Consider the following 19,180-nt stretch of genomic DNA (forward strand, 5'->3'; position numbering starts at 1 on the left):
GGAGTTTCGGTGGCTTCCTCAACACAACCTCTTGACACTGCCGACGATCGAGGGACGAACCGCGGCTGGGCCGAGCCGATCGCGATCGTCGGAATCGGCTGCCGCTTCCCCGGCGGGATCACGGATCCCCGGAGCTTCTGGGAGCTGGTCGTCTCCGGAGTGGACGCTATCACCGACATTCCGGCTGACCGGTGGAATGCCGATGGCTTTTTCGACGCCGATTCCGCTACTCCGGGCCGGATGTTCATCCGGCAGGGAGGGTTTCTCCGTTCGGCTCTGGAGGAGTTCGACGCGGGTTTCTTCGGGATGCCGCCGCGTGAGGCCGCCGCATTGGATCCGCAGCAGAGGCTGCTGCTGGAAGTGACCTGGGAAGCCTTCGAGGACGCCGGAATTCCGCCGAGTTCGACCGCCGCCACCGATGTGGGCGCATTCGTCGGAGGGTTCACTTTCGACGCCGCGGGTCTGGCGATGGCCGACCAGAACCGGCATCTGCTCAGCGTGGCCACCCCGACCGGGGTGAGCATGACCATGCTCGCGGCGCGGCTGTCGTACACGTTCGACTGGCAGGGGCCGTGCTTCACGCTCGACACCGCGTGTTCCTCGTCGCTGGTCGCGCTCCACCAGGCATGCTCCGCGCTGGACCGTGGCGAGTGCGAACTGGCGGTGGCCGGCGGCGTGAACATGATGTTCCTTCCGGTCACCACGATGGCGATGGCGAAGGGACAGTTCCTGTCCCCGGACGCCCGCTGTAAGTCGTTCGACCACCGTGCGAACGGATATGTACGCAGCGAAGGTGCGGGAATGGTCGTGCTCAAGCCGCTTTCCGCGGCTCAGCGCGGCGGCGACCGGATCCACGCGGTGGTCCGCGGAACGGCGGTGAACCATGACGGCCGTACTCCCGGCGTGCCGGTGCCCAGCATCGAGGCCCAACGTGCCTTGATCCGGCGGGTGTTCCGGGCGACCGGTGTCGAGCCGGGTTCGGTGGGCTACTACGAGGCCCACGGCACGGGCACCGCCGTGGGGGATCCGATCGAGGCGGCGGCGATCGGTGACGCACTCGACGGCTCCGACCGCACCCACTGGATGGGTTCGGTGAAGTCGAACTTCGGCCACACCGAGGCGGCGGCCGGGGTGGCGGGAGTGATCAAGGCGAGCCTGTGCCTGGAACACGGGCTCATCCCGCCGAACGTGCACCTCGAAAAGCCCAACCCCGATATCCCGTTCGACCGGCTACCGTTGCGCGTGCCCACCGAGTCGGTCCCCTTTCCGAAGTACGACGGGCCGCGGCGGGCGGGGGTCAACTCGTTCGGCGTCGGTGGTACGAACGCACACGCCATTCTCGAGGAGGCACCGGGCGTCAGGTCCGTCGGAACCGGCGGGACCGGTGGGAAGGACGGCGGCGAGCCGCTGTTGCTCCCGCTGTCGGCGCGGAGCCAAGGGGCGCTGCGCGCGCTCGCCGACGCCTACGCGACCCTGCTCGAACAGCCGGAGGCGCCGGCGTTACGGCGCGTCGCCGGTGCCGCCGCAAGACGGCGCGACCACCATTCCCTGCGGGCCTTCGTCGTCGCCGCCGACCCCGAGGAAGCGGCCGGGAAACTGCGGCAGCTCGGAGTCGCCCCGCAGCGGACGGAACGGCGGGCGGTCGCGTTCGTCTACACGGGAATGGGCCCGCAGTGGTGGGGAATGGGCCGGGAACTGCTGCTGGAAGAGCCACGCTTCGCCGAGGTCGTCGCCGCGTGTGACGCGACCCTCGAGAGGTTCGGCGTTTCGGTCCGCGAGGAACTGCTCCGCGACGAGGCCGAATCCCGATTGACCAGGACCCTCTATGCGCAGGTCGCCAATTTCGTGGTGCAGGCCGGGCTGACGGCGCTGTGGCGCGACTGGGGAATCGAGCCTGCCGCGATCGTGGGCCACAGCGTGGGCGAGGTGGCTGCAGCACATGCGGCCGGTGTGTACACGCTGGAGGACGCGCTGACAGTGAGCTTCCACCGGGCGAGTCTGCAATCGACGCTCGCCGGTCGCGGCAGCATGATCGCGGTCGGCCTGCCCGCCGACGAGCTCTCCCCCTACCTGGCCGAAGGCGTATCGGTGGCCGCGATCAACAGCATGACGGCGACCACGCTGGCCGGTGGTCATGAGGCCGTCGACGCCGTGGCCGAACGGCTGAAGGCGGCGGGCGCAGCCGTCACGCCGCTGCGGGTCGAAGTGGCCTACCACAGCCCGCAGATGGACGAGATCCGCGAAGCACTGCCGGCGGCCCTGGCCGGCATCCGGCCGGGCCGGGCCCAGGTGCCGCTGTACTCGACGGTGACCGGCGACCGGGTCGACGGCTCCGAGCTCGACGGCGAGTACTGGTGGGGGAACGTCCGGCAACCGGTGCGTTTCGCCGACGCCTTCCGGCGCCTACTCGGCCAGGGGCCCGGGGCGGTGCTGGAGGTCGGGCCGCATCCGGTGCTTGCTGCGGCGGTGGACGAGGCCCTGACCGACCGCGGCACCGATGCGGTACGGCTGGCCTCACTGCGCCGGGACCGCCCGCAGCGTCAGCAACTGCTGGAAACGCTCGGTTCCCTCTACACGGCCGGTGCCACGCCGAACTGGGAGCGGGTGCACCCCGGCCCGCCGGACCACATCGACCTCCCGCTCTACCCGTGGCAGCGGGACCGCCACTGGAGCGAGTCGCCGGCCTCCCGGCAGGCGCGCCTGAACCTCGGCGGCCTGTCCCTCGGCGGCCGGACCGTCGCCTCGGCCACGCCGATCCAGAACGTCGAACTGGGCACGGCCGAGTTCCCGTACCTCGAAGACCACCGGATCGGCGACGATGTGATCTTCCCGGGCGCCGGGTACGTCGAGGCCGCGCTCGCCATGTTTCCCGACGACGAGCCATGCTTCCTTGAGGACATCGTCTTCCACCGGCCGCTCGTGCTCTCGCCGTCCTCGGTGACCACCCTGCGCGTCGGTTACGATCCGACGCGCCGACAGGTGAGCCTGCACAGCCGCGCCCAAGCGGACGACCCCGACTGGGCGCTGCACACCGAGCTGCGCCGGTCGTACCTCGCCGGGCCGGCGCTGCCGCCGCCGCGCACCGACACCCTCGCCGAGCACACCTGTTCGTTGCCGATGCTCGACCACGACGAGGTGTACGCACGCCTCGCCGCCGGCGACCTGAACTACGGACCGGCGTTCCGCGCTGTCGACCGGCTGTGGCTCCGGGAGCAGACCGGAGAGGTCTTCGCCGAGATCGACCTCGACACCGTGGACCCGGCGGGCCACCGCCTGCACCCGGTGTTCCTGGACGCCGGTCTCCAGGCCGTGTTCGCCGGGGCTCTCGTGCTCGGCGGTCCCGCCGCGGCCGGCACCTACGTACCGGCCCGTATCGCCGAACTCCGGTACTACCGCGCACCAGGCCAGCGGCTGTGGGTCCACGGCCGCGACCGGCACAGCACGGTCCCGGGACGGTTCGAATGCGACCTCACCCTCGTCACCGACCACGGCGAGGTCGTCGCGGAGGTGGTCGGCCTGCGCGCCCAGCGCCTGGCCGACGACGGCGCCGTGACCACCGCACCCGGTCAGCGCCTCTACTACGAGCACGCCTGGCGGCCGGAACCGCTCGACCGCACCGGCGACGCCGAGGGCACCTGGATTCTCGTCGGCTCCTCGGCCACCGCAGCCGGGCTGGAACGACGGCTCACCGCGTCGGGCGGCACCGTCATGCGCACCGACCCGGCCGAGGAGGACTGGCCGGAACGCGTCAAGGGCTGCCGCGGCGTGGTCTACGTCGCGGACCACCGGACGGCCGACGCGCCCGTGTGCGCACCGGTCGCCGAGCCGCTCCGGCTGGTGCAGGCGATGCCGGTCGCCGAGGTGCCGCTGTTCATCGTCACCGCCGGTACGCAGAGCGTCTCCCCCGAGGACCAGACCACCGACCCGTTCGCCGCCGCGCTGTGGGGGTTCGGCCGGGTCGTCAACGCCGAACGGCCGGAACTGCGCTGCCGCCTCATCGACATCGACGCGGGCGCCGAGGACGCACTGCTGGACGAGCTCCTCCACGACGGGCTCGACGAGGTGGCGCTGCGCGGCGACACGCGCCACATCCGACGGCTGGAACCCGCCGGGGACCTGTCCCCGCTACACCAGGTGAACACCCGTACCGACATCACGCCGGTCCGCCTCGGCGTGCTCCGCACCACCGCCGACAACCTCCGGTTCGCCGCGTCTCTCCGGCGAGAGCCCGGCCCCACCGAGGTCGAGATCGAAGTCGCCTACGTCGGCGTCAACTTCAAGGACGTGCTGAAGGTGACCGGGCTGCTCGCGCCACAGGCGATGGAGGGCAGCCACTCGCGGGAGACGCTCGGCCTGGAGTGCTCGGGCACCGTCGTCCGGGTCGGCGAGGACGTGACCGACCTGGTACCCGGCGACGAGGTGTTCGCGCACAGCCGGGCACTATTCGCATCGCATGTGACGCTCGACGCGGTTCGGGTGGTGCGCAAGCCCGCCAGGCTGTCCCCGGCACAGGCCGCCTCGCTGCTCCCGGTGGTCACGGCGTACCTTTCGCTGATACGAATGGCCAGGGTACGCGCGGGCGACCGGGTCCTGGTCCACTCGGCCGCCGGGGGCGTCGGGCTGGCCGCGGTCCGCATCGCCGCCCGGCTCGGCGCCGAGGTGTTCGCCACCGCCGGCAGTCGAACACGGCGGGAGTTCCTGCGCGACCAGGGCCTGGCCCACGTGGCCGACTCCCGGTCCACGGCGTTCGCCGACGACGTGCTCCGCTGGACCGGTGGCGAAGGCGTCGACGTCATCGTCAACTCGCTGCCCGGGGAGATGATCCACCACAACCTCCGGGTGCTCCGCACCTTCGGCCACTTCGTCGAATTGGGCAAACCCGGCACCGACACCGGTCCCGCACAGCGGGCGATGACGCACCACTCGTTCGACTACGACCAGATGATGGCACTGCGGCCGGAGGACGTCCGTACGTCCATGCGGGAGGTGGCCGCCCTCTTCGAGAAGGGCGTCATCGCCCCGCTGCCGGTCACCGAGCTGCCCGCCGACCAGGTCGACAAGGCGATGCTGGCGATGGGCGGGCCCGACCACCTCGGCAAGATCGTAGTTCGCCTGTCCGGTGAACCGGTCACCGTTCCCGCCTCCTCACTCACCGGATCGCCGGTCCGGCCCGACGCCACCTATGTGCTCATAGGCGGCCTGGGCGGCCTGGGGCGTACGGTCGCCCGCTGGCTCGCCGAGCGGGGAGCCGGTCATCTCGTACTGGTCGGACGCAGCGGTGTCGCGACGGCCGAGGCCGAGCGGGCGCTGGCCGAGCTGACCGGCCAGGGCGTCGAGGTCCGGGTCGAGAAGGCCGACGTGGCCGACCGGAACCAGGTGGCCGCCCTGCTCGCGCGGATCCGCACCACGATGCCGCCGATCCGGGGCATCGTCCACGCCGCGGCCGACTTCGACGACGCCGTGCTCTCGGACACCGACGCGGCGCGCCTGGTGGCCGCCACCCGGCCGAAGGCGGACGGCGCCTGGAACCTGCATCTGGAGACCCGACCGGACACCCTCGACTTCTTCCTGCTCTTCTCCTCGGTGGGGGCACAGCTGGGCTCCGTCGCACTGGGCGCCTATGCGACCGCGAACGAGTTCCTGAACGCCCTCGCCCGCTACCGGAGCGCCCGGGGCCTGCCCGCCACCAGCATCGGCTGGGGCATGATCGACGACGTGGGCGTGGCGGTCAGCGGCAACGGTGAGGTCGGCTCCTTCCTTCGCCGCAACGGGCACGTCGGCTTGTCACCCGCGCGGTTCGTGACCGAGCTGGAGACGGTACTGCGGACCCGTCCGGTCGAGGCCTCGGTGGCCGACATCGACTGGCCGCACTGGGCCCGGGCCAACCCGCAGCTCGCCTCGCTGCCGCGGGTCCGCTCGGTGGTGCCGGCCGGTGCGGCAGGCAGCGGCGACGGGTCAGGCGCGCCGCGCCTGGGGAGCCTCAGCCCGCAGGAACGTGCCACGCTGCTGCCCTCCCTGCTCGCGCCCATCCTGCAACAGACCACCGGCCTCACCGACCATCAGCTCGGCAACGACCAGCCGGTCGACATCGACTCGCTGACCGCCGTCGGGCTGCGCGTGCTGCTGCACAAACAACTCGGCGTGTCGGTACCCGCGGTCAAGCTGCAACGCAATCTCACCATGGCCGGGCTGGCCAGGCTGCTCGCGGACGAACTCGACCGGGCACCGGCCGACACCTTCCAGGACCTCGCCGTCCACGAGTTCGAGTCGGCTGACGGCCTGACCGTCTACGGCCATCTCAGCCTGCCGCCGGGGCCCGGGCCGCATCCGGCCGTCGTAGTGTGCACCGCGGGTCCGGGCGGGGCCTTGAACGCGGACGGCGACCCCGTACAGGTCAGCGAACACCCGCCGCTGCGGGCCGCGGGCTTCGCGGTCTTCACCGTCGACCACCGCGGCGCCCCAGGGCACGGCCCCGACTTCGACGCCCGGGCGGAGATGGGCGGCCGCGACATCGACGACGTTCTCGCCGCCGCCGACTACCTCGCAGGACTCCCCGAGATCGACGTCGCCCGCGTGAGTCTGCTGGGCACCAGTCGCGGCGGATACACCGCTCTCGCCGCGCTCGGGCGCGCACCGGACCGCTGGCACCGGGCGGTTCTGCTCATGGGCCTTTACGATTCGGCGCTGCTCGTGGCGGCCGAGCGGGCACAGCCGGGCTCGCTCGTACCCTCCCGTCTCAGCCTCGGACCGGATCAACTGGCGTCCTACTTCGCAGCTCCGGAACGCCGGCCGCTGGCCTCGCTCGGCGATGTCACCTCCCCCATGCTCATCGTGCATGGTGAGGCTGACCGGCTCATCCCGGTTGAGCACGCCCGCGATCTGGCCGTCGAGGCGGAGCGACTGGGCCGGTCCGCGAGGCTGGTCACCGTGCCCGGCCTCGCGCACGACAGCAGGCACGATGGCAAGGAGTGGGACGCGCTCTGGCCCCGGATCGCCGACTTCCTCGCCGAGGACTGACGAACGCCGAAGGCCTCCGTCCCGTCGCGAGGAGTGCGGGTGCCGGTACTGCGCCTGCCGAGAACGTCATCCATACAGCTCAGGGGCTTGTTCGGTGCTGCGGCAGGATGAGCACTCGTGTTGCTTCGTCTCGCCTGTCTGACCGTCAGCAACGCGTCGCCGCGCTGCGGCCGCTACCGATGAGCGACCGCGACAAGGACGCGGAGATCCTCGCCCTGCACCACCGGATCACGGTCCTTGAGCGGCAACTCGGTGCGGACCGGGTCAAGTTCGCCTCAGAAGACCGGTGTGGGTGCCGGACGCGGCAAGAGCCGCCGAACTGCTGGTGCTGCAACCGGGTCCTGGGCAGTACAGCAGGCGAGAAACCTCGCCGTCGAGTTGGGGGTACGGGCCGACTCCCTACGCTTCCTGCTCCGCGACCGGGACGCGAGTTACAGCGAGTCCTTCGATGCGGTCTTCGAGGCTGAGGACGTGGAGGTCGTCGAGGCGCCTCCCCGTGCTCCGCGGGCGAACGCCCACTGCGAACGGGTCATCGGAACCCTGCGGCGCAAGGTCCTCGACCACCTGTTGACATGGAACGAGACCCACGCCGGCAGATCCTCGATGCCTACGCCCGGCACTACAACCGCCATCGCCCGCACCAAGCTCGGGGACAACTCCCTCCCCTCGCCCGAGAGCACCCAGCGCCCATGACCGCCCCGGCCGCCCACCGACTCCTGCGCACCCGGGTGCTCGGCGGCGTGATCAGCGACCAGCAGCAACAATTTTCCGAACGGCACACGTGTGGCGCGGGTAAGTTGACGATGTTGCCGATGTTCGATCAGGAAGGGACTAAGAAAGTCGATGGCCCCCACACTTCCCCGTACCGATCTCGACCTGTTCAGCGACGATGTCCTCGCCGATCCCTATCCTGTCTATGCGGATCTGAGGGCCCAAGCGAGCGCGATCTTCCTTGAGCGACACGGCGCGTGGGCGATACCCCGCTATGACGGTGTCCGCGAGGCGCTGTCGAACTGGCGGGTCTTCTCCTCCGCGCGAGGGGTCGCTCTCAATGACGCGATGAACTCGGCCCAGCAGGGCACGGTGCTGGCCTCCGACCCACCTGAGCACCGCGCCCTCCGCTCCGTGCTCTCCGAGCAGCTCGCACCCCGTGGGCTGCAGCGGCTGCGGGGCGATCTGGAACGCTCGGCCACCCAACTCGTCGATGCCTTGGTCGAGAGAGACTCGTTCGACGCCGTCACCGATCTGGCCCAGGTGTTCCCGCTCGCTGTCGTCGCCGACCTCGTCGGGATTCCGGACTCGGTGCGGAACCGTTTGCTCTCCTGGGCCGACGCGAGCTTCACCGCCTTCGGCCCGCTGAACGATCGGACTCGGAAGAGCTGGGAGGCGCGCAAGGAGATGTTCCGCTGGTGCCGTTCCGTGCGCGCGAGCGAACTCGCTCCCGGCAGCATGGGACGCGCGATCTTCGAGGCCGCTGACGCGGGAATCATTGACCACGCATCGTGCGCTCCCCTGCTCTCGGCCTACACCACCGCAGGTATCGACACCACCGTTCATGCGCTCTCCCATGCCGTCCTCATGTTCGCCGAGAACCCTGATCAGTGGGACCTCGTCCGCGACGGCGATGTCGATGTCCTCGATGCCTTCGACGAGGTCCTGCGACACGATTCGCCGGTGCAGGCCTTTACCCGCGTGACCACGACGAGCGTCGACTTTGAGGACGTTACGGTCCCGGCCGGCGAACGTGTGGTGCTGTTGTTCGGGTCCGGCAACCGCGACGAGCGCCACTACACCGATCCGGACCGCTTCGACGTGACCCGCAAGCCCAGCGACCATCTGTCCTTCGGCCGAGGAGTTCACTCGTGCGCCGGACAGGGGCTGGCTCGAATGGAGGCGTCCGCGGTCCTCTCGGCCCTCGCGCGACGGGTGCGACGGTGGCATGTCGGCGCTCCGGTCCGACACGTCAACAACGTGCTGCGGGGGTTGGCGAGCCTTCCGGTCGAACAGGTCGAACTCGCCTGACCTACGACTCGGTGATCAGGTTGAAGACGGTCGCAGGCGCCCACGAGCCGGCTCAAGGAGATCTGCGACGACGAACCGATGGACGGTGTGTCGGCGAATGGTTGCGGTGGTGGCCTTGGCCTGGAACGCGGAGGCCAACGCGCCCGCGGCGCGTAGCAGGTTGTAGCTGATCGCCCAGCAGGTCAGCCAGGCCGCATTGGCGTTGAAGTGGCCGGAGGGCAGGTGGGCCGGCGGCCTGCCCTCACCGTCGGCGATGACCTGTTCGATGATCGCGTGGTGGCGGTGGGCCCGCTCGGCCTGGAGCATCTCGAAGGGGCTGTCGGTGAAGACATACGAAGGCTTGAGCGTCCGGGCAGACTCCTCCACGAGTACCAACATGCGGCCTGACCCCGGTGGATGAGGTTCTCGGCAAGGGCACCGTTCGGCTTTGACGCTTCGGCAGCCGCCACGCCACGCAGACCTTCGCCACGACCACCATCGTGCTGTAGGAGCCGAGGAGTGTTGGCTCACTCATTGCCCGTGCGGGCACCCCCCTGCACCTGGCCACGCCCGAGACGGAGCTGGACGCGGAGCTTTTCACGGCCGTGACCGAGGAACTGGGCGACGTCGTCCTCGGCCCGCCCGGCATGCCCCCTGCCGACCTGACCCACCCGGGGCAGTAGCCGGCCGAAAGACCTCCGAGGCCGCCCCGGTGTGCTCTCATTGGGCTCCCCGGGGCGGCCTCGGCCTTCGCCAAACCCGACCAACGCTGCTGACGAAACGTCAAGATCAAGCATTGGCACGAACCACGGACTCGGTCCTGCGCGGCCCGCTCGCCGCCTCGGACCCGGCCCCCCGAAGTGACCCGAAACCGCCTGGAGCCTTCCGTGGCCGCCGGCCCCCAGAGCCCCCCGTGCCCCCGGAGCCTTCCGTGGCCCCCGGACCCTCCGGGCGCGGGATCACGCGAGGCCGGTTGCCAGGAGCCCAGCCGGCTTGGCCGGGGTGGAATGGACAGCGCATCGAAAGATGCTATTGATTTATGCCCATGTCGCCTGATGCCAGCTTTCACGCATCCTCCGCCAACGCGGATCGCCCCCGTTCCGCTTCTCTCCAGACCCGCGAGGTCCCCATGCACACCCCAGCGTCCACTCCCACGGCCGAGCCGCAGGGCAGCACAGCCATACGCAGGCCCCAGGTGGCTCCCCCGGCGAGACCGCCGGTCCGGTCCTGGCTGCAGCCGGTTGTGATCGCACTGGTCGTGGTCGCCGCGTTCATCAGCTGCTACGTGGGTTTGGCGCGCGCGGCGAAGCCTCACCAGATTCCGGTCGGCGTCGTCGGCAGCGAGCTGTCTACCCAGATCCAGCAGGCCCTCGGCGACAGCATCGACGTCCGCTCCGAGCCCGGCGGGACCGCAGCCGACCAGGCGCTCAGGCACCGGGACGTCGTCGCGGTCCTGACGCCACAGGGGACCGGCAGGGTGTCGCTCGAGGTCGCCGGCGCCAACGGGCTGTCGACGACCACCGCTGTGGAGAATCTCGTCTCCGCCTACGCCCACGGCGCCGGCGAGACCGTGACCGTGCACGACGGCGTGCCGCTCGCCCGCTACGACAGCCGGGGCCTGGCGGGTTTCTACGTCGCCTTCGGGGTCACGCTCTCCGGCTTCGTCCTGGCACAGAACATCCTGGGGCTGTCCAGGCTCCTGCACCTGCGCCACCGCTTCACGGTCATGGCCGGTTTCGCGGTCGTGGCCGGCAGCATCGCCGCGGCCCTCGCCGGGCCGGTACTGGGAGCGGTGCCGGCTCCCTTCATCCCCTTGACGGTGGCCCTGGCCCTGCTCACCGCTGCTGCCGCCTTCACCACCAAGCTCCTCGGCACCCTCTTCAGCTCGGTGGGGATTCCCATGGCCACCCTGCTGCTGCTCACCGTCGGAAACTCGACGAGCGGCGCCTCCGTCGGAGCCGACCTGCTTCCCAGCGTCGCCCGGTCCGTCTCGGGCATCCTGCCGCCGGGGGCCGCGGTTCGCGCGATCACCGATCTGAGCTACTTCAACGGCGCCCACTCCGTCGTCCCGCTGCTCACGCTCGCCGCTTGGGCCGTCGGCCCGGCGCTGTTGGTGTGGGCGCGCTCCGCCTTGGCCACGTCCAGAAGCCGACGAGGGTAGCCAGGCGGCAGCCAGGGCGCACCTCCTTCGCGGCAAGGATCATCGAGGCACCGATGACGGCGCCTCGATGGTGTCGCGATTGCAGCGACGGAAATAATATACGAAGCAGCGTTACATATGTCACAGCTGCGAGGTATCAGCGTGATCTGGTCAGCCCTCGACCGCTACGGCGTGGACCCGGCCCCCGGCGGACTGGCGTTCGTCCAGGAGCTCATCGACACGATCGCCGCGGCACTGACCGACTTCAGTTCCGCACGGGCCCAGGCTTGGCCCACGATCGACGCGGAACACTTCGAGATCCACGCACTCGGGGACACCTGGGCCGAGGTGACCGAGGGAACGGCCAGCGCATGGGAGCGCGCACGCTACGAATGGGATCCGACCGGGGACGAGGTCACCATCACCACGCTCGACTCGAAAGCCTTCGGACCCGGCGGCGGATGGGTGTTCAAGATGACCCCCACGGCGACGGCTCCCGCATCGACATCCAACCGGACAGGCACCCCAGCACTTTCAACGGCAAGGTCCTGGCCTCGGTGCTCCCGTTCGCCGGGTCGGTGGTCCGCAGGTCCTTCAAGGGCCCTCTGAACGGCAAGTGACCCTCTCCCGACTGAGGGTCGTCCACGGGAGTGAGCTTTTCACCAGGAGGCACAACAGCATGAGTTCCCTTCTCAACGAGGCCATCGAAGCCCATGGCGGCATGGACCGCTGGCGCCGGTTCAGCACCGGGCGCGCCACCATCGTCAGCGGGGGCGACATGTTCGCCATCAAAGGGATGCCACAGGACCCGACGCCCCGCGAGATGACGGTCTCTCTGCACGAGGAGCACGCCTCGGTCGCCCCGTTCGGTGCTCCCGACCAGCGGACCGACTTCACCCCGGGCCGCGTCGCCGTCGAGAAGACCGACGGGGCCGTCGTCGCGGAGCGCTTCGAGCCGCGCAGGTCCTTCGACGGCCACGTCCTGGAGACGCCCTGGGACCCCCTGGACCGGGCGTACTTCAACGGGTACGCCCTGTGGACGTACCTCACCACGCCCTTCCTGCTGGCCATGCCCGGGGTCGAGGTCGAGGAGATCCAGCCCTGGGTGGAATCCGGTGAGGAATGGCGCGGACTGCGCGCGACCTTTCCTGCCATGATCGCCAGTCACAGCACCCGCCAGGACTTCTACTTCGGCCCGGACCGGCTGCTGCGCCGCCACGACTACCACGTGGACATCGCCGGCGGCTTCGCCGCCGCGCAGTACGTCTACGACATCGTCGAGGCCGACGGCATCCGACTGCCGACCCGTCGCCGGGCCTACCGCCGCGACGAGGATCTGCGGGCGATCACGAGCCAGGTCATGGTGTCCATCGACCTCAGCGACTTCCACTTCGCCTGAGGCCGCCGGCAGACGGCCGGCGGCAACGCAATTCGCCCATCGGAAACCCCTACGGGACTTGGAGGAAAACATGCCCGTCGCAAAGGCACGCGCAAACTGGAAGGGCGACATCCCCAGCGGATCCGGCGCTTTCACCGCCGGAGACAGCATCAGCGGAGGCGTCACCTACAAGTCCCGCTTCGAGGCGCCGTTCGCTGGGCCCAGCCGGGATGACGGGTACGGACTTTGAGTCCGCCGGCCTTCGACGTCGTGAGCTCGTAGGCCTCGTTGAGCTCGTGGACATCGGCGCCGCGCTTCTCCGCGAGGTAGATGGCTTCATCGATGTCGAGTGGCAGCGTTTATACACCGGTTCCGACGGCGGTTGATGATCAGCCCAACTCGGATTGTTGATGAGAAGTGGTGGCACTGCCGGTTGCTTCCCGGCATCTACGCCACCACGGAACTGACGGTTCAGCCGGACGCATTCGGGAAAGCGCCGGCCAGCCAGCCGTGAGATGCCAGCATCGGACCGCAGGTTTGGGGGCCCGGACGCCCGGCGGTGCCCGGAGCGAGTCAGCTCAGGACGATGCGGTTCTCGGTCACGCGTTCTCAGCTCTGAACGCGTCGGTCGTAGTTCATTTGGTGCGCCCGGATTTCGTCCGCGTTGTTGACTGTCCAGTCGTACAACCGACCGAACGGCTCCCGCAGGGATTCGCCGAGCGGAGTGAGGGAGTACTCGACTCCGACCGGCGAGGTCGGCAGCACGCGGCGCACGACCATCCCGTTGCGTTCCAGGCGGCGCAGGGTCTGGGTCAAGAAGCAGGCAACGCTGCACCCCGACCGTCGGGGCGCTGAAGCAGAATGCCCCGCCCGGCGCTTCGGGGGTTGAACGCCTGACGGGGCCGATTGGGTGTCAGAGCAAGACTGTATGGGCTCCCTGGCACTCCTGCCGTTCACAGAGCACAGTCACGCCCCAGCCCGCTTCGGGATGGACGCTGACGTTCGATTCCTTGCAGACGCGGCAAGCCAGTTGTTTGAACTCCGCCAAGATGTTCCGAATCCTAGTGGTTTGCCCCCCTTGCATGGCTCGCACCAGGAGAGTCCGCATGCGTGAATCCTCGATCGGGGTCATTTAGTCCACACCGCCCCGCACTGGCACATACATAGGAACGTCCCATCCTCTTGGGGATACACGGTCACATGGGTGCCGCTGCACACCGGGCACCGTTCCATTGAACCCCTCCGTCGTGGTCATGTAGTGCTGTTGCTGGAACTTGCCGTCTTGCCGTCCTGCTCCCGGCTCAGTCCCGCGTGATCTTGGGGTCCAGTCCAGGAAGATCACTAGCAATCCGCCGAGAGTCCGTAGGGTGCCCGTACCGCTTGTGCACGCGCATCGCTTCAAGGGCTGCCATTGCCCCGTCAGCGTCACGGGCCTTGGTGGCTTTCCGAATTCGCTTGCGGATGGCTGCGCACTGGACGCAAGCGCCCGGATCAACGCGCCCAGCGCGGGGCGTGGTCAGATTCAGAAGCTCCTGAACTGACATGGTGTTCCTTTCCTCTGCCCCGCCCTACCGGGATCCCGAACTCCGGGGGACTGCCGTTCGGTTTCAACCGGTAGGGCGGGAGACCAGGGGTGTTGCTGGCTGCTGGGCGGTCTGCACCTGTCACAGCCACGCAGGCACGGCGGGTGGTACGGCTCCGGCAAGTGGGTCAACCAGTTTTTACGTCCAGCGCTCCCCCGTACTCCGTCCACCACCCTGCGGGCGACTTCGCGTACGAGGTACCCGCGAACGGGTCCGGAGGCGTCATGCCTGTTCCGCCCTTCTGTGCGGGTGGTTGGCAAGTTCCTGGCTGCACCGGGACACGGTGATGGCACTCCCGTCGGCCCGAGCTGCTTCACGCTGGCGGGCAAGAGCGCCGCACACGTCACACCCCTCCAGGTGGACCGCTTCCTCGCCACCTTGCTTCTGTCCGGCGCCGCGGGGCCCCAGAAGATCGACAGCGCACCGGGCTGGACCGGCGCCTTCGAGCAGAAGTCGGCCGCGGCCTTCGGCGAGGCCTTCGCCGCGGACGTGGTGCTGGAGGGCAGCGTGCTCACCCGCCCGGTCGAGGGCCGCGAGCAGGTCATGACGGTCATGGGCGCCGCCAGCGGCATCTACGAGACGCTCGCCCTTCAAGCGGGAGACCACCGACGGCTCCCAGACCTACCTCGAATAGGAGGCCACCGTCCTCGGCGGCCTGCCGGTCCAGGGCATCACCGTGCTCACCAAGTCGGCATCCGGGCAGATCGTTCGAGCCCTCGTCCACCACCGCCCGCTGGGCGCGGCGCTGTGCTTCTCCGCGGAACTGCGCGACCGGCTGCGCGGGACGGTTCCCGCCGACCTTTTCCACCAGGGCTGAACGCCCCATCCCCCGGGAGGTCTTGTCCCATGGTTGACCGCATCGATGTCGAGTTCGGGGCCGACGGCGGCGTGATGCTGCGCGGCTGGCTGTTCCTGCCGCAGGAGCCCGGCCCGCGCCCGGCCATCACGATGGCCCACGGCTATGCCGGGGTGAAGGAGCACGGCCTGGAGCGCTTCGCGCGGCGATTCGCCGAGAACGGGTTCGTCGTCCTGCTCCACGACCACCGCGGCTTCGGGGCCAGCGACGGCCTGCCGCGACAGGACGTCGACCCCTGGCAGCAGATCGCCGACTGGCGGCGGGCCATCTCCTACCTCGAGACCAGGCCCGAGGTCGACCCGGGCCGGATCGGCCTGTGGGGCACCAGCTACGCGGGCGGCCATGCGATCGTGCTGGGTGCGACCGACCGCCGGCTGCGGGCTGTGGTGGCCCAGGTGCCGACCATCAGCGGCTACGAGCAGGGGCTGCGTCGCATCGCGCCGGATGCCGCGCCGGGCCTGGAAGCCACCTTCGACGAGGACGAGCGGGCGCAGTTGCGCGGCGAGGCCCCGCGGACCCAGGCGATCGTGAGCAGCGATCCGAACGTGCCGGCGTCGTACCGGTCCAAGGAGGCCATCGACTTCTACAACCAGCCCGCGCCCGAGGGGGTGTGGGAGAACCACGTCACCGTGCGCTCCACCCGGGCCGCGCGCATGTATGAGCCCGGGACGTGGATCTCGCGGGTCTCCCCCACACCACTGCTCATGGTGGTGGCCACCGGCGACACGATCACCGTGACCGACCTCGCGCTCACCGCCTACGAGCGGGCCCTGGAGCCCAAGGGGCTGCAGTTGATCCCCGGCGGCCACTTCGCCCCCTACACCACCGAGTTCGACCAGTCGAGCACCGCCGCCGTTGCCTGGTTCCGCACGCACCTCGCCTGATCGGCGCCCGGCCCCGTGCCGAGTTGTCCCCACCAACCCTGAAGGGACCCCATCGTGCCGCACCTGGCCTACTCCGTCGACGACGGCCTCGCCACCCTGGTGCTGGCCAACCCACCACAGAACCGGATCGATCCCCGGATGGCCACCGAACTGGCCGAAGCGCTGGACGCGATCGGCGGCAGCGGAGCCCGGGCCGTGCTGGTACGCGCCGAGGGCCCGGACTTCAGTTTCGGCGGTGACATCGTCGACTGGCCGGACGCGGACGTGCGCGAGCTGAGGTCCCTCTTCGAGCGCTACACGCAGGTCTTCAACCAGCTGGAGCGCCTGCCGCTCCCGGTGATCGCGGCTGTCCACGGCCTGTGCTTCGGAGGCGGCCTGGAACTCGCGCTGCGCGCGGACGTCGTCTTCGCCGCGGAGTCGGCGCGCATTGGGCACCCCGAACAGAGCCTGGGCATCGTCACGCTGCTCGGCGGGATCTACCGGGTCGCCGAACGAGCTGGCCGGGCGCGGGCCGCCGAGTGGGCGATCACCTCCGAGCAGGTGCCCGCGCCGATGATGGCCGACGCGGGCGTGGTCAACCGGGTCGTCCCCAACGACGCCCTGCCACGGGTGGCCCTACGACATCCACAGCTACGCGCACGTCGCCCCGCTACTCGCCGACCAGGGCTACCGGGTCCGCGTTCCCTGTCTACGCGGCCACGGGTCGACGCTTCCTCTCCCCCGGTCGCAAGCCCCGACACGCCCCGGCCGGTGGAGAAGCTGTTCGCACGGGATCCGCTGGCCGCGGGCCTTGCCACGCCAGTCGGCCTCGGTGACGTACAGGCATGGCCCGCTCCGCGCCGACCGCGCGCTGGCCGCCGGCCGCGGCGCCGTCCACATCCGAATCGCCTCCCCCGAAGCGGAAGCCACACTGGCGGTGCCGGCCTGCATCCCGCGGGACTTCCTCGACGAGACCTACACGGAGGTCGCCACCGGGACCGAGAGCGCCCTGCTGCGGCTGGACGAAGACATCGCCCGCCTGCTGCACGCCGACGAGCCGCGGGGCGAATCGGACCCCCGCTTCTCCCCTCCACCTGACGACGACCCTCGGAGGGCACGTCCTGAAGACCGGCAGCCGCCCCAGGGAGCAGTCAGCCCAGGCGGTCTCGGCCGCGCTCCTGCAGCGGCACCAGTGCAGGCGCTCAAGCGGTCATCGAGTCGAAGACGGCAAAGAAGTCGTCCAGGGGTGCGCTGCCGCGGACGACCTTCGCCTGCATCGCCGCACCCTCCCAGGCGCTCACCAGGAACCGCGCCAGCACCACTGCGTCCACACCGCTCGCCAGCTCGCCAGCAGCCCGGGCCTCCTCCAGTACCGAGGCGAGGAGCGACTCCCAGCTTCCGAGCCTGCGGCCCACCTCGTCGCGAATCGTCGGGCTCTGCGTGGACAGCTCCGCGCCGAAGTTCCCGAACATGCAGCCCCGGGTGTAGCCGTACTGCTCCAGGTCTTCCGACAGGAAGACGAAGTGCCGACGGATGCGCTCCATGGGCGCGACGGACTTGTCGGCGAGCATGCCCAGCTCACGTGTCTCGCCGTAGCGGCTCATCACCTCCACGGCCATCGACTCTTTGCTGTCGAAGTGGTTGTAGAACGAGCCCTTCGGCGCTCCGGCGGCGTCGGTGATGTCCTTGATCCCGCTGCCGTTGAACCCGTATTCGTGAAAGCGCTCAGAAGCAGCATCGATCAAGTGCTCCCGCAAACTGGGCCTGGCCACGTTTCACACTCCTCAACGTCCCATGTCAATACGTCCGGTCGTCTTCGCCATGTCAAGGCACCCAGGCGCGCCGCCGACGTCGCCGTCTCTCGCCACCTGCAACGACGCCCATCGAGGGGCCTGCATCCGCGATCCCCGAGGGCACCGGAGTGACGGACCGCACGTCGGGAGGATCAGCCTGCCAATGACCCGAGTCCGACGGACGCCCAAGTCGTGATCTGCCGTGCTGCTGCGCCTGGTCGACATCTCCGCGACCAACACCTTCGCGCTCTCGCGCCTGCTGCCAATGAGTGGCCGAGATAAGGACATCGAGATCCTGGCGCTGCCGCACCAACTGCCGGTCCTCCAGCGCCAGGTCGGCAAGCCCCAGTTCACCGACACCGACCGTGCTGTCCTCGCCGGCCTGCTCCACCACCTCCCGATGGACAAGCTGCGTCACCTCCTGCTGCTGGTACGCCCGGACACGATCCTGCGCTGGCACCGCGACCTACTCAAGCGACGCCATGCTGCGACCTGCGTGCCAAAGCACCGCGGACGCCCGCCCACCGTCCGCTCGATCCAGGCCTTGGTGTTGCGCCTGGCACGCGAGAACAGCTCGTGGGGCTACCGAAGAATCCACGGCGAGCTCGCTGCCCTCGGCATCAAGGTCGCCGCCTCTACCGTCTGGGAGATCCTGCGCGAGCACGGCATCCGTCCCACCCCCGAACGGAAGGGCACGACTTGGGCCGACTTTCTCCGCAGCCAGGCTGACGCGCTGCTCGCCTGCGATCTCTTCAAGGCCCGCACCCTGACTGGGACGCGCCTGTATGTCTTCGCGGTCATCGAGCACTCCACCCGGCGCATCCGGATCCCGGACGCCACCGCACACCCGACGGCGGAGTGGATCGTGCAGCTCGGACGCAATCTCCTCATGGACCTCAAGGACGCGAGCGTCAGGGCCAGATTCGTCATCCGTGACCGAGATTCCAAGTTCACCGCCGCCTTCGACGCCTTGCTGGCCGACGCCGGGCCGAAGGTCGTCACCACCGGCATCCAGATGCCGCGAATGAACTCCCTCATGGAGCGCTGGATACAGACCTGCCGACGCCAGTTCCTGGACCGCACCTTGGTCTGGAACCAGAGACACCTTCCGAACGCGCTCCGCGAGTTCGAGTCCTTCTACAACGAGCACCGACCGCACCGAACACTGAAGCAAGCCGCGCCGCTTCGCCCCCCTACCCGAACCGATCAACGTGCCACCGCGCACCAGGCACCTGAGGATCCGACGACGAGACCGACTCGACGGAACCCTCCACGAATACCAACATGCCGCCTGAGCAGGCCGGATGATTAATCGGCACCCGCAAAGTTCGAACACCACTACAGCACCCACCGCCCCCACCGCGCCCTCGACCACGGCTCACCCCTGAGAGCACGGCCCACACCGATCGCCGATCCGGACCGGATCACCCAACTGAACATACGCCGACGTGACCGACTCGGCCGAACCCTCCACGAGTACCGACATACAGTGGTCGCCGGTGGCGTGCTGCTCGACCGGGTGGGCCTGCTGTCGGGCCGTCAGCTTGGG

General features: G+C 69.4%; 11 protein-coding genes and 5 pseudogenes. 13 read left to right on the forward strand and 3 right to left on the reverse strand.

All coding sequences use genetic code 11. From position 1 onward, the window contains the following. Positions 1-9: 9 nt before the first annotated feature. From P2L57_RS24935 to P2L57_RS24945, 3 genes and pseudogenes are all read left to right on the forward strand, one after another. A complete protein-coding gene (locus tag P2L57_RS24935) occupies positions 10-7,017 on the forward strand; it encodes a type I polyketide synthase (RefSeq protein WP_275818261.1) in 7,008 nt (2,335 codons plus the stop codon). Positions 7,018-7,350: 333 nt separating this feature from the next. Then, positions 7,351-7,769: pseudogene (locus tag P2L57_RS24940) on the forward strand (integrase core domain-containing protein); the annotation flags it as partial. Between the two features lie 91 nt (positions 7,770-7,860). Beyond that, positions 7,861-9,039: a cytochrome P450 gene (locus P2L57_RS24945; RefSeq protein WP_275818263.1), complete on the forward strand. Its 1,179-nt coding sequence runs from the start codon at positions 7,861-7,863 to the stop codon at positions 9,037-9,039. Between the two features lie 15 nt (positions 9,040-9,054). On the opposite strand, the gene P2L57_RS40865 is transcribed toward P2L57_RS24945, so the two are convergent. Further along, positions 9,055-9,405, reverse strand: a complete 351-nt coding sequence (locus P2L57_RS40865) for a hypothetical protein (protein WP_372515904.1) — start codon at positions 9,403-9,405, stop codon at positions 9,055-9,057. Positions 9,406-10,147: 742 nt separating this feature from the next. Here P2L57_RS40865 and P2L57_RS24955 point away from each other — a divergent pair. The 4 genes and pseudogenes from P2L57_RS24955 to P2L57_RS24970 all read left to right on the forward strand — a co-directional run bounded on the left by P2L57_RS24955 (position 10,148) and on the right by P2L57_RS24970 (position 12,786). Further along, positions 10,148-11,179 (forward strand): hypothetical protein, encoded by a 1,032-nt coding sequence (locus tag P2L57_RS24955; RefSeq protein WP_275818265.1) that lies wholly within the window; start codon positions 10,148-10,150, stop codon positions 11,177-11,179. Positions 11,180-11,296: 117 nt separating this feature from the next. Beyond that, positions 11,297-11,778, forward strand: a pseudogene (locus P2L57_RS24960) (hypothetical protein). 59 nt (positions 11,779-11,837) lie between these two features. Next, the gene (locus P2L57_RS24965; RefSeq protein WP_275818268.1) at positions 11,838-12,557 is read left to right on the forward strand and encodes a hypothetical protein; all 720 of its coding nucleotides are present in this window, start codon (positions 11,838-11,840) and stop codon (positions 12,555-12,557) included. 70 nt (positions 12,558-12,627) lie between these two features. Next, on the forward strand, positions 12,628-12,786 hold the full coding sequence (locus tag P2L57_RS24970) for an OsmC family protein (protein WP_275818270.1): 159 nt from the start codon (positions 12,628-12,630) through the stop codon (positions 12,784-12,786). 359 nt (positions 12,787-13,145) lie between these two features. On the opposite strand, the gene P2L57_RS24975 is transcribed toward P2L57_RS24970, so the two are convergent. Then, positions 13,146-13,352, reverse strand: coding sequence for a winged helix-turn-helix transcriptional regulator (locus tag P2L57_RS24975; RefSeq protein ID WP_372515906.1), 207 nt, complete (start codon positions 13,350-13,352; stop codon positions 13,146-13,148). A 1,443-nt stretch (positions 13,353-14,795) separates the two neighbouring features. Here P2L57_RS24975 and P2L57_RS24980 point away from each other — a divergent pair. The 5 genes and pseudogenes from P2L57_RS24980 (at position 14,796) to P2L57_RS25000 (ending at position 16,936) form a co-directional block, all read left to right on the forward strand. Beyond that, the gene (locus P2L57_RS24980; protein WP_275818272.1) at positions 14,796-14,936 is read left to right on the forward strand and encodes a hypothetical protein; all 141 of its coding nucleotides are present in this window, start codon (positions 14,796-14,798) and stop codon (positions 14,934-14,936) included. A 29-nt stretch (positions 14,937-14,965) separates the two neighbouring features. Further along, positions 14,966-15,859: an alpha/beta hydrolase gene (locus P2L57_RS24985; protein WP_275818274.1), complete on the forward strand. Its 894-nt coding sequence runs from the start codon at positions 14,966-14,968 to the stop codon at positions 15,857-15,859. A 138-nt stretch (positions 15,860-15,997) separates the two neighbouring features. Further along, a pseudogene (locus P2L57_RS24990) lies at positions 15,998-16,420 on the forward strand (enoyl-CoA hydratase/isomerase family protein); the annotation flags it as partial. Between the two features lie 43 nt (positions 16,421-16,463). Further along, positions 16,464-16,583: pseudogene (locus P2L57_RS24995) on the forward strand (alpha/beta fold hydrolase); the annotation flags it as partial. Then, positions 16,544-16,936: an SsgA family sporulation/cell division regulator gene (locus P2L57_RS25000; RefSeq protein ID WP_275818351.1), complete on the forward strand. Its 393-nt coding sequence runs from the start codon at positions 16,544-16,546 to the stop codon at positions 16,934-16,936. The pseudogene P2L57_RS24995 and the gene P2L57_RS25000, both read left to right, overlap by 40 nt. Before the next feature lie 104 nt (positions 16,937-17,040). On the opposite strand, the gene P2L57_RS25005 is transcribed toward P2L57_RS25000, so the two are convergent. After that, a complete protein-coding gene (locus P2L57_RS25005) occupies positions 17,041-17,610 on the reverse strand; it encodes a TetR/AcrR family transcriptional regulator (protein WP_275818276.1) in 570 nt (189 codons plus the stop codon). Between the two features lie 223 nt (positions 17,611-17,833). Here P2L57_RS25005 and P2L57_RS25010 point away from each other — a divergent pair. Continuing rightward, positions 17,834-18,926 (forward strand): annotated as a pseudogene (locus tag P2L57_RS25010) (integrase core domain-containing protein). Positions 18,927-19,180 lie beyond the last annotated feature (254 nt).

The organism is Streptantibioticus ferralitis (assembly GCF_029223525.1).
Taxonomy (GTDB): domain Bacteria; phylum Actinomycetota; class Actinomycetes; order Streptomycetales; family Streptomycetaceae; genus Streptantibioticus_A; species Streptantibioticus_A ferralitis.

What these genes read in the sequence shown, in the direction of transcription:
- P2L57_RS24965 (WP_275818268.1), top strand. Translation starts at nt 11,838, where the DNA reads ATGAGTTCCCTTCTCAACGAGGCCATCGAAGCCCATGGCGGCATGGAC.
- P2L57_RS24945 (WP_275818263.1), top strand. Translation starts at nt 7,861, where the DNA reads ATGGCCCCCACACTTCCCCGTACCGATCTCGACCTGTTCAGCGACGAT.
- P2L57_RS24985 (WP_275818274.1), top strand. Translation starts at nt 14,966, where the DNA reads ATGGTTGACCGCATCGATGTCGAGTTCGGGGCCGACGGCGGCGTGATG.
- P2L57_RS24955 (WP_275818265.1), top strand. Translation starts at nt 10,148, where the DNA reads ATGCACACCCCAGCGTCCACTCCCACGGCCGAGCCGCAGGGCAGCACA.
- P2L57_RS24970 (WP_275818270.1), top strand. Translation starts at nt 12,628, where the DNA reads ATGCCCGTCGCAAAGGCACGCGCAAACTGGAAGGGCGACATCCCCAGC.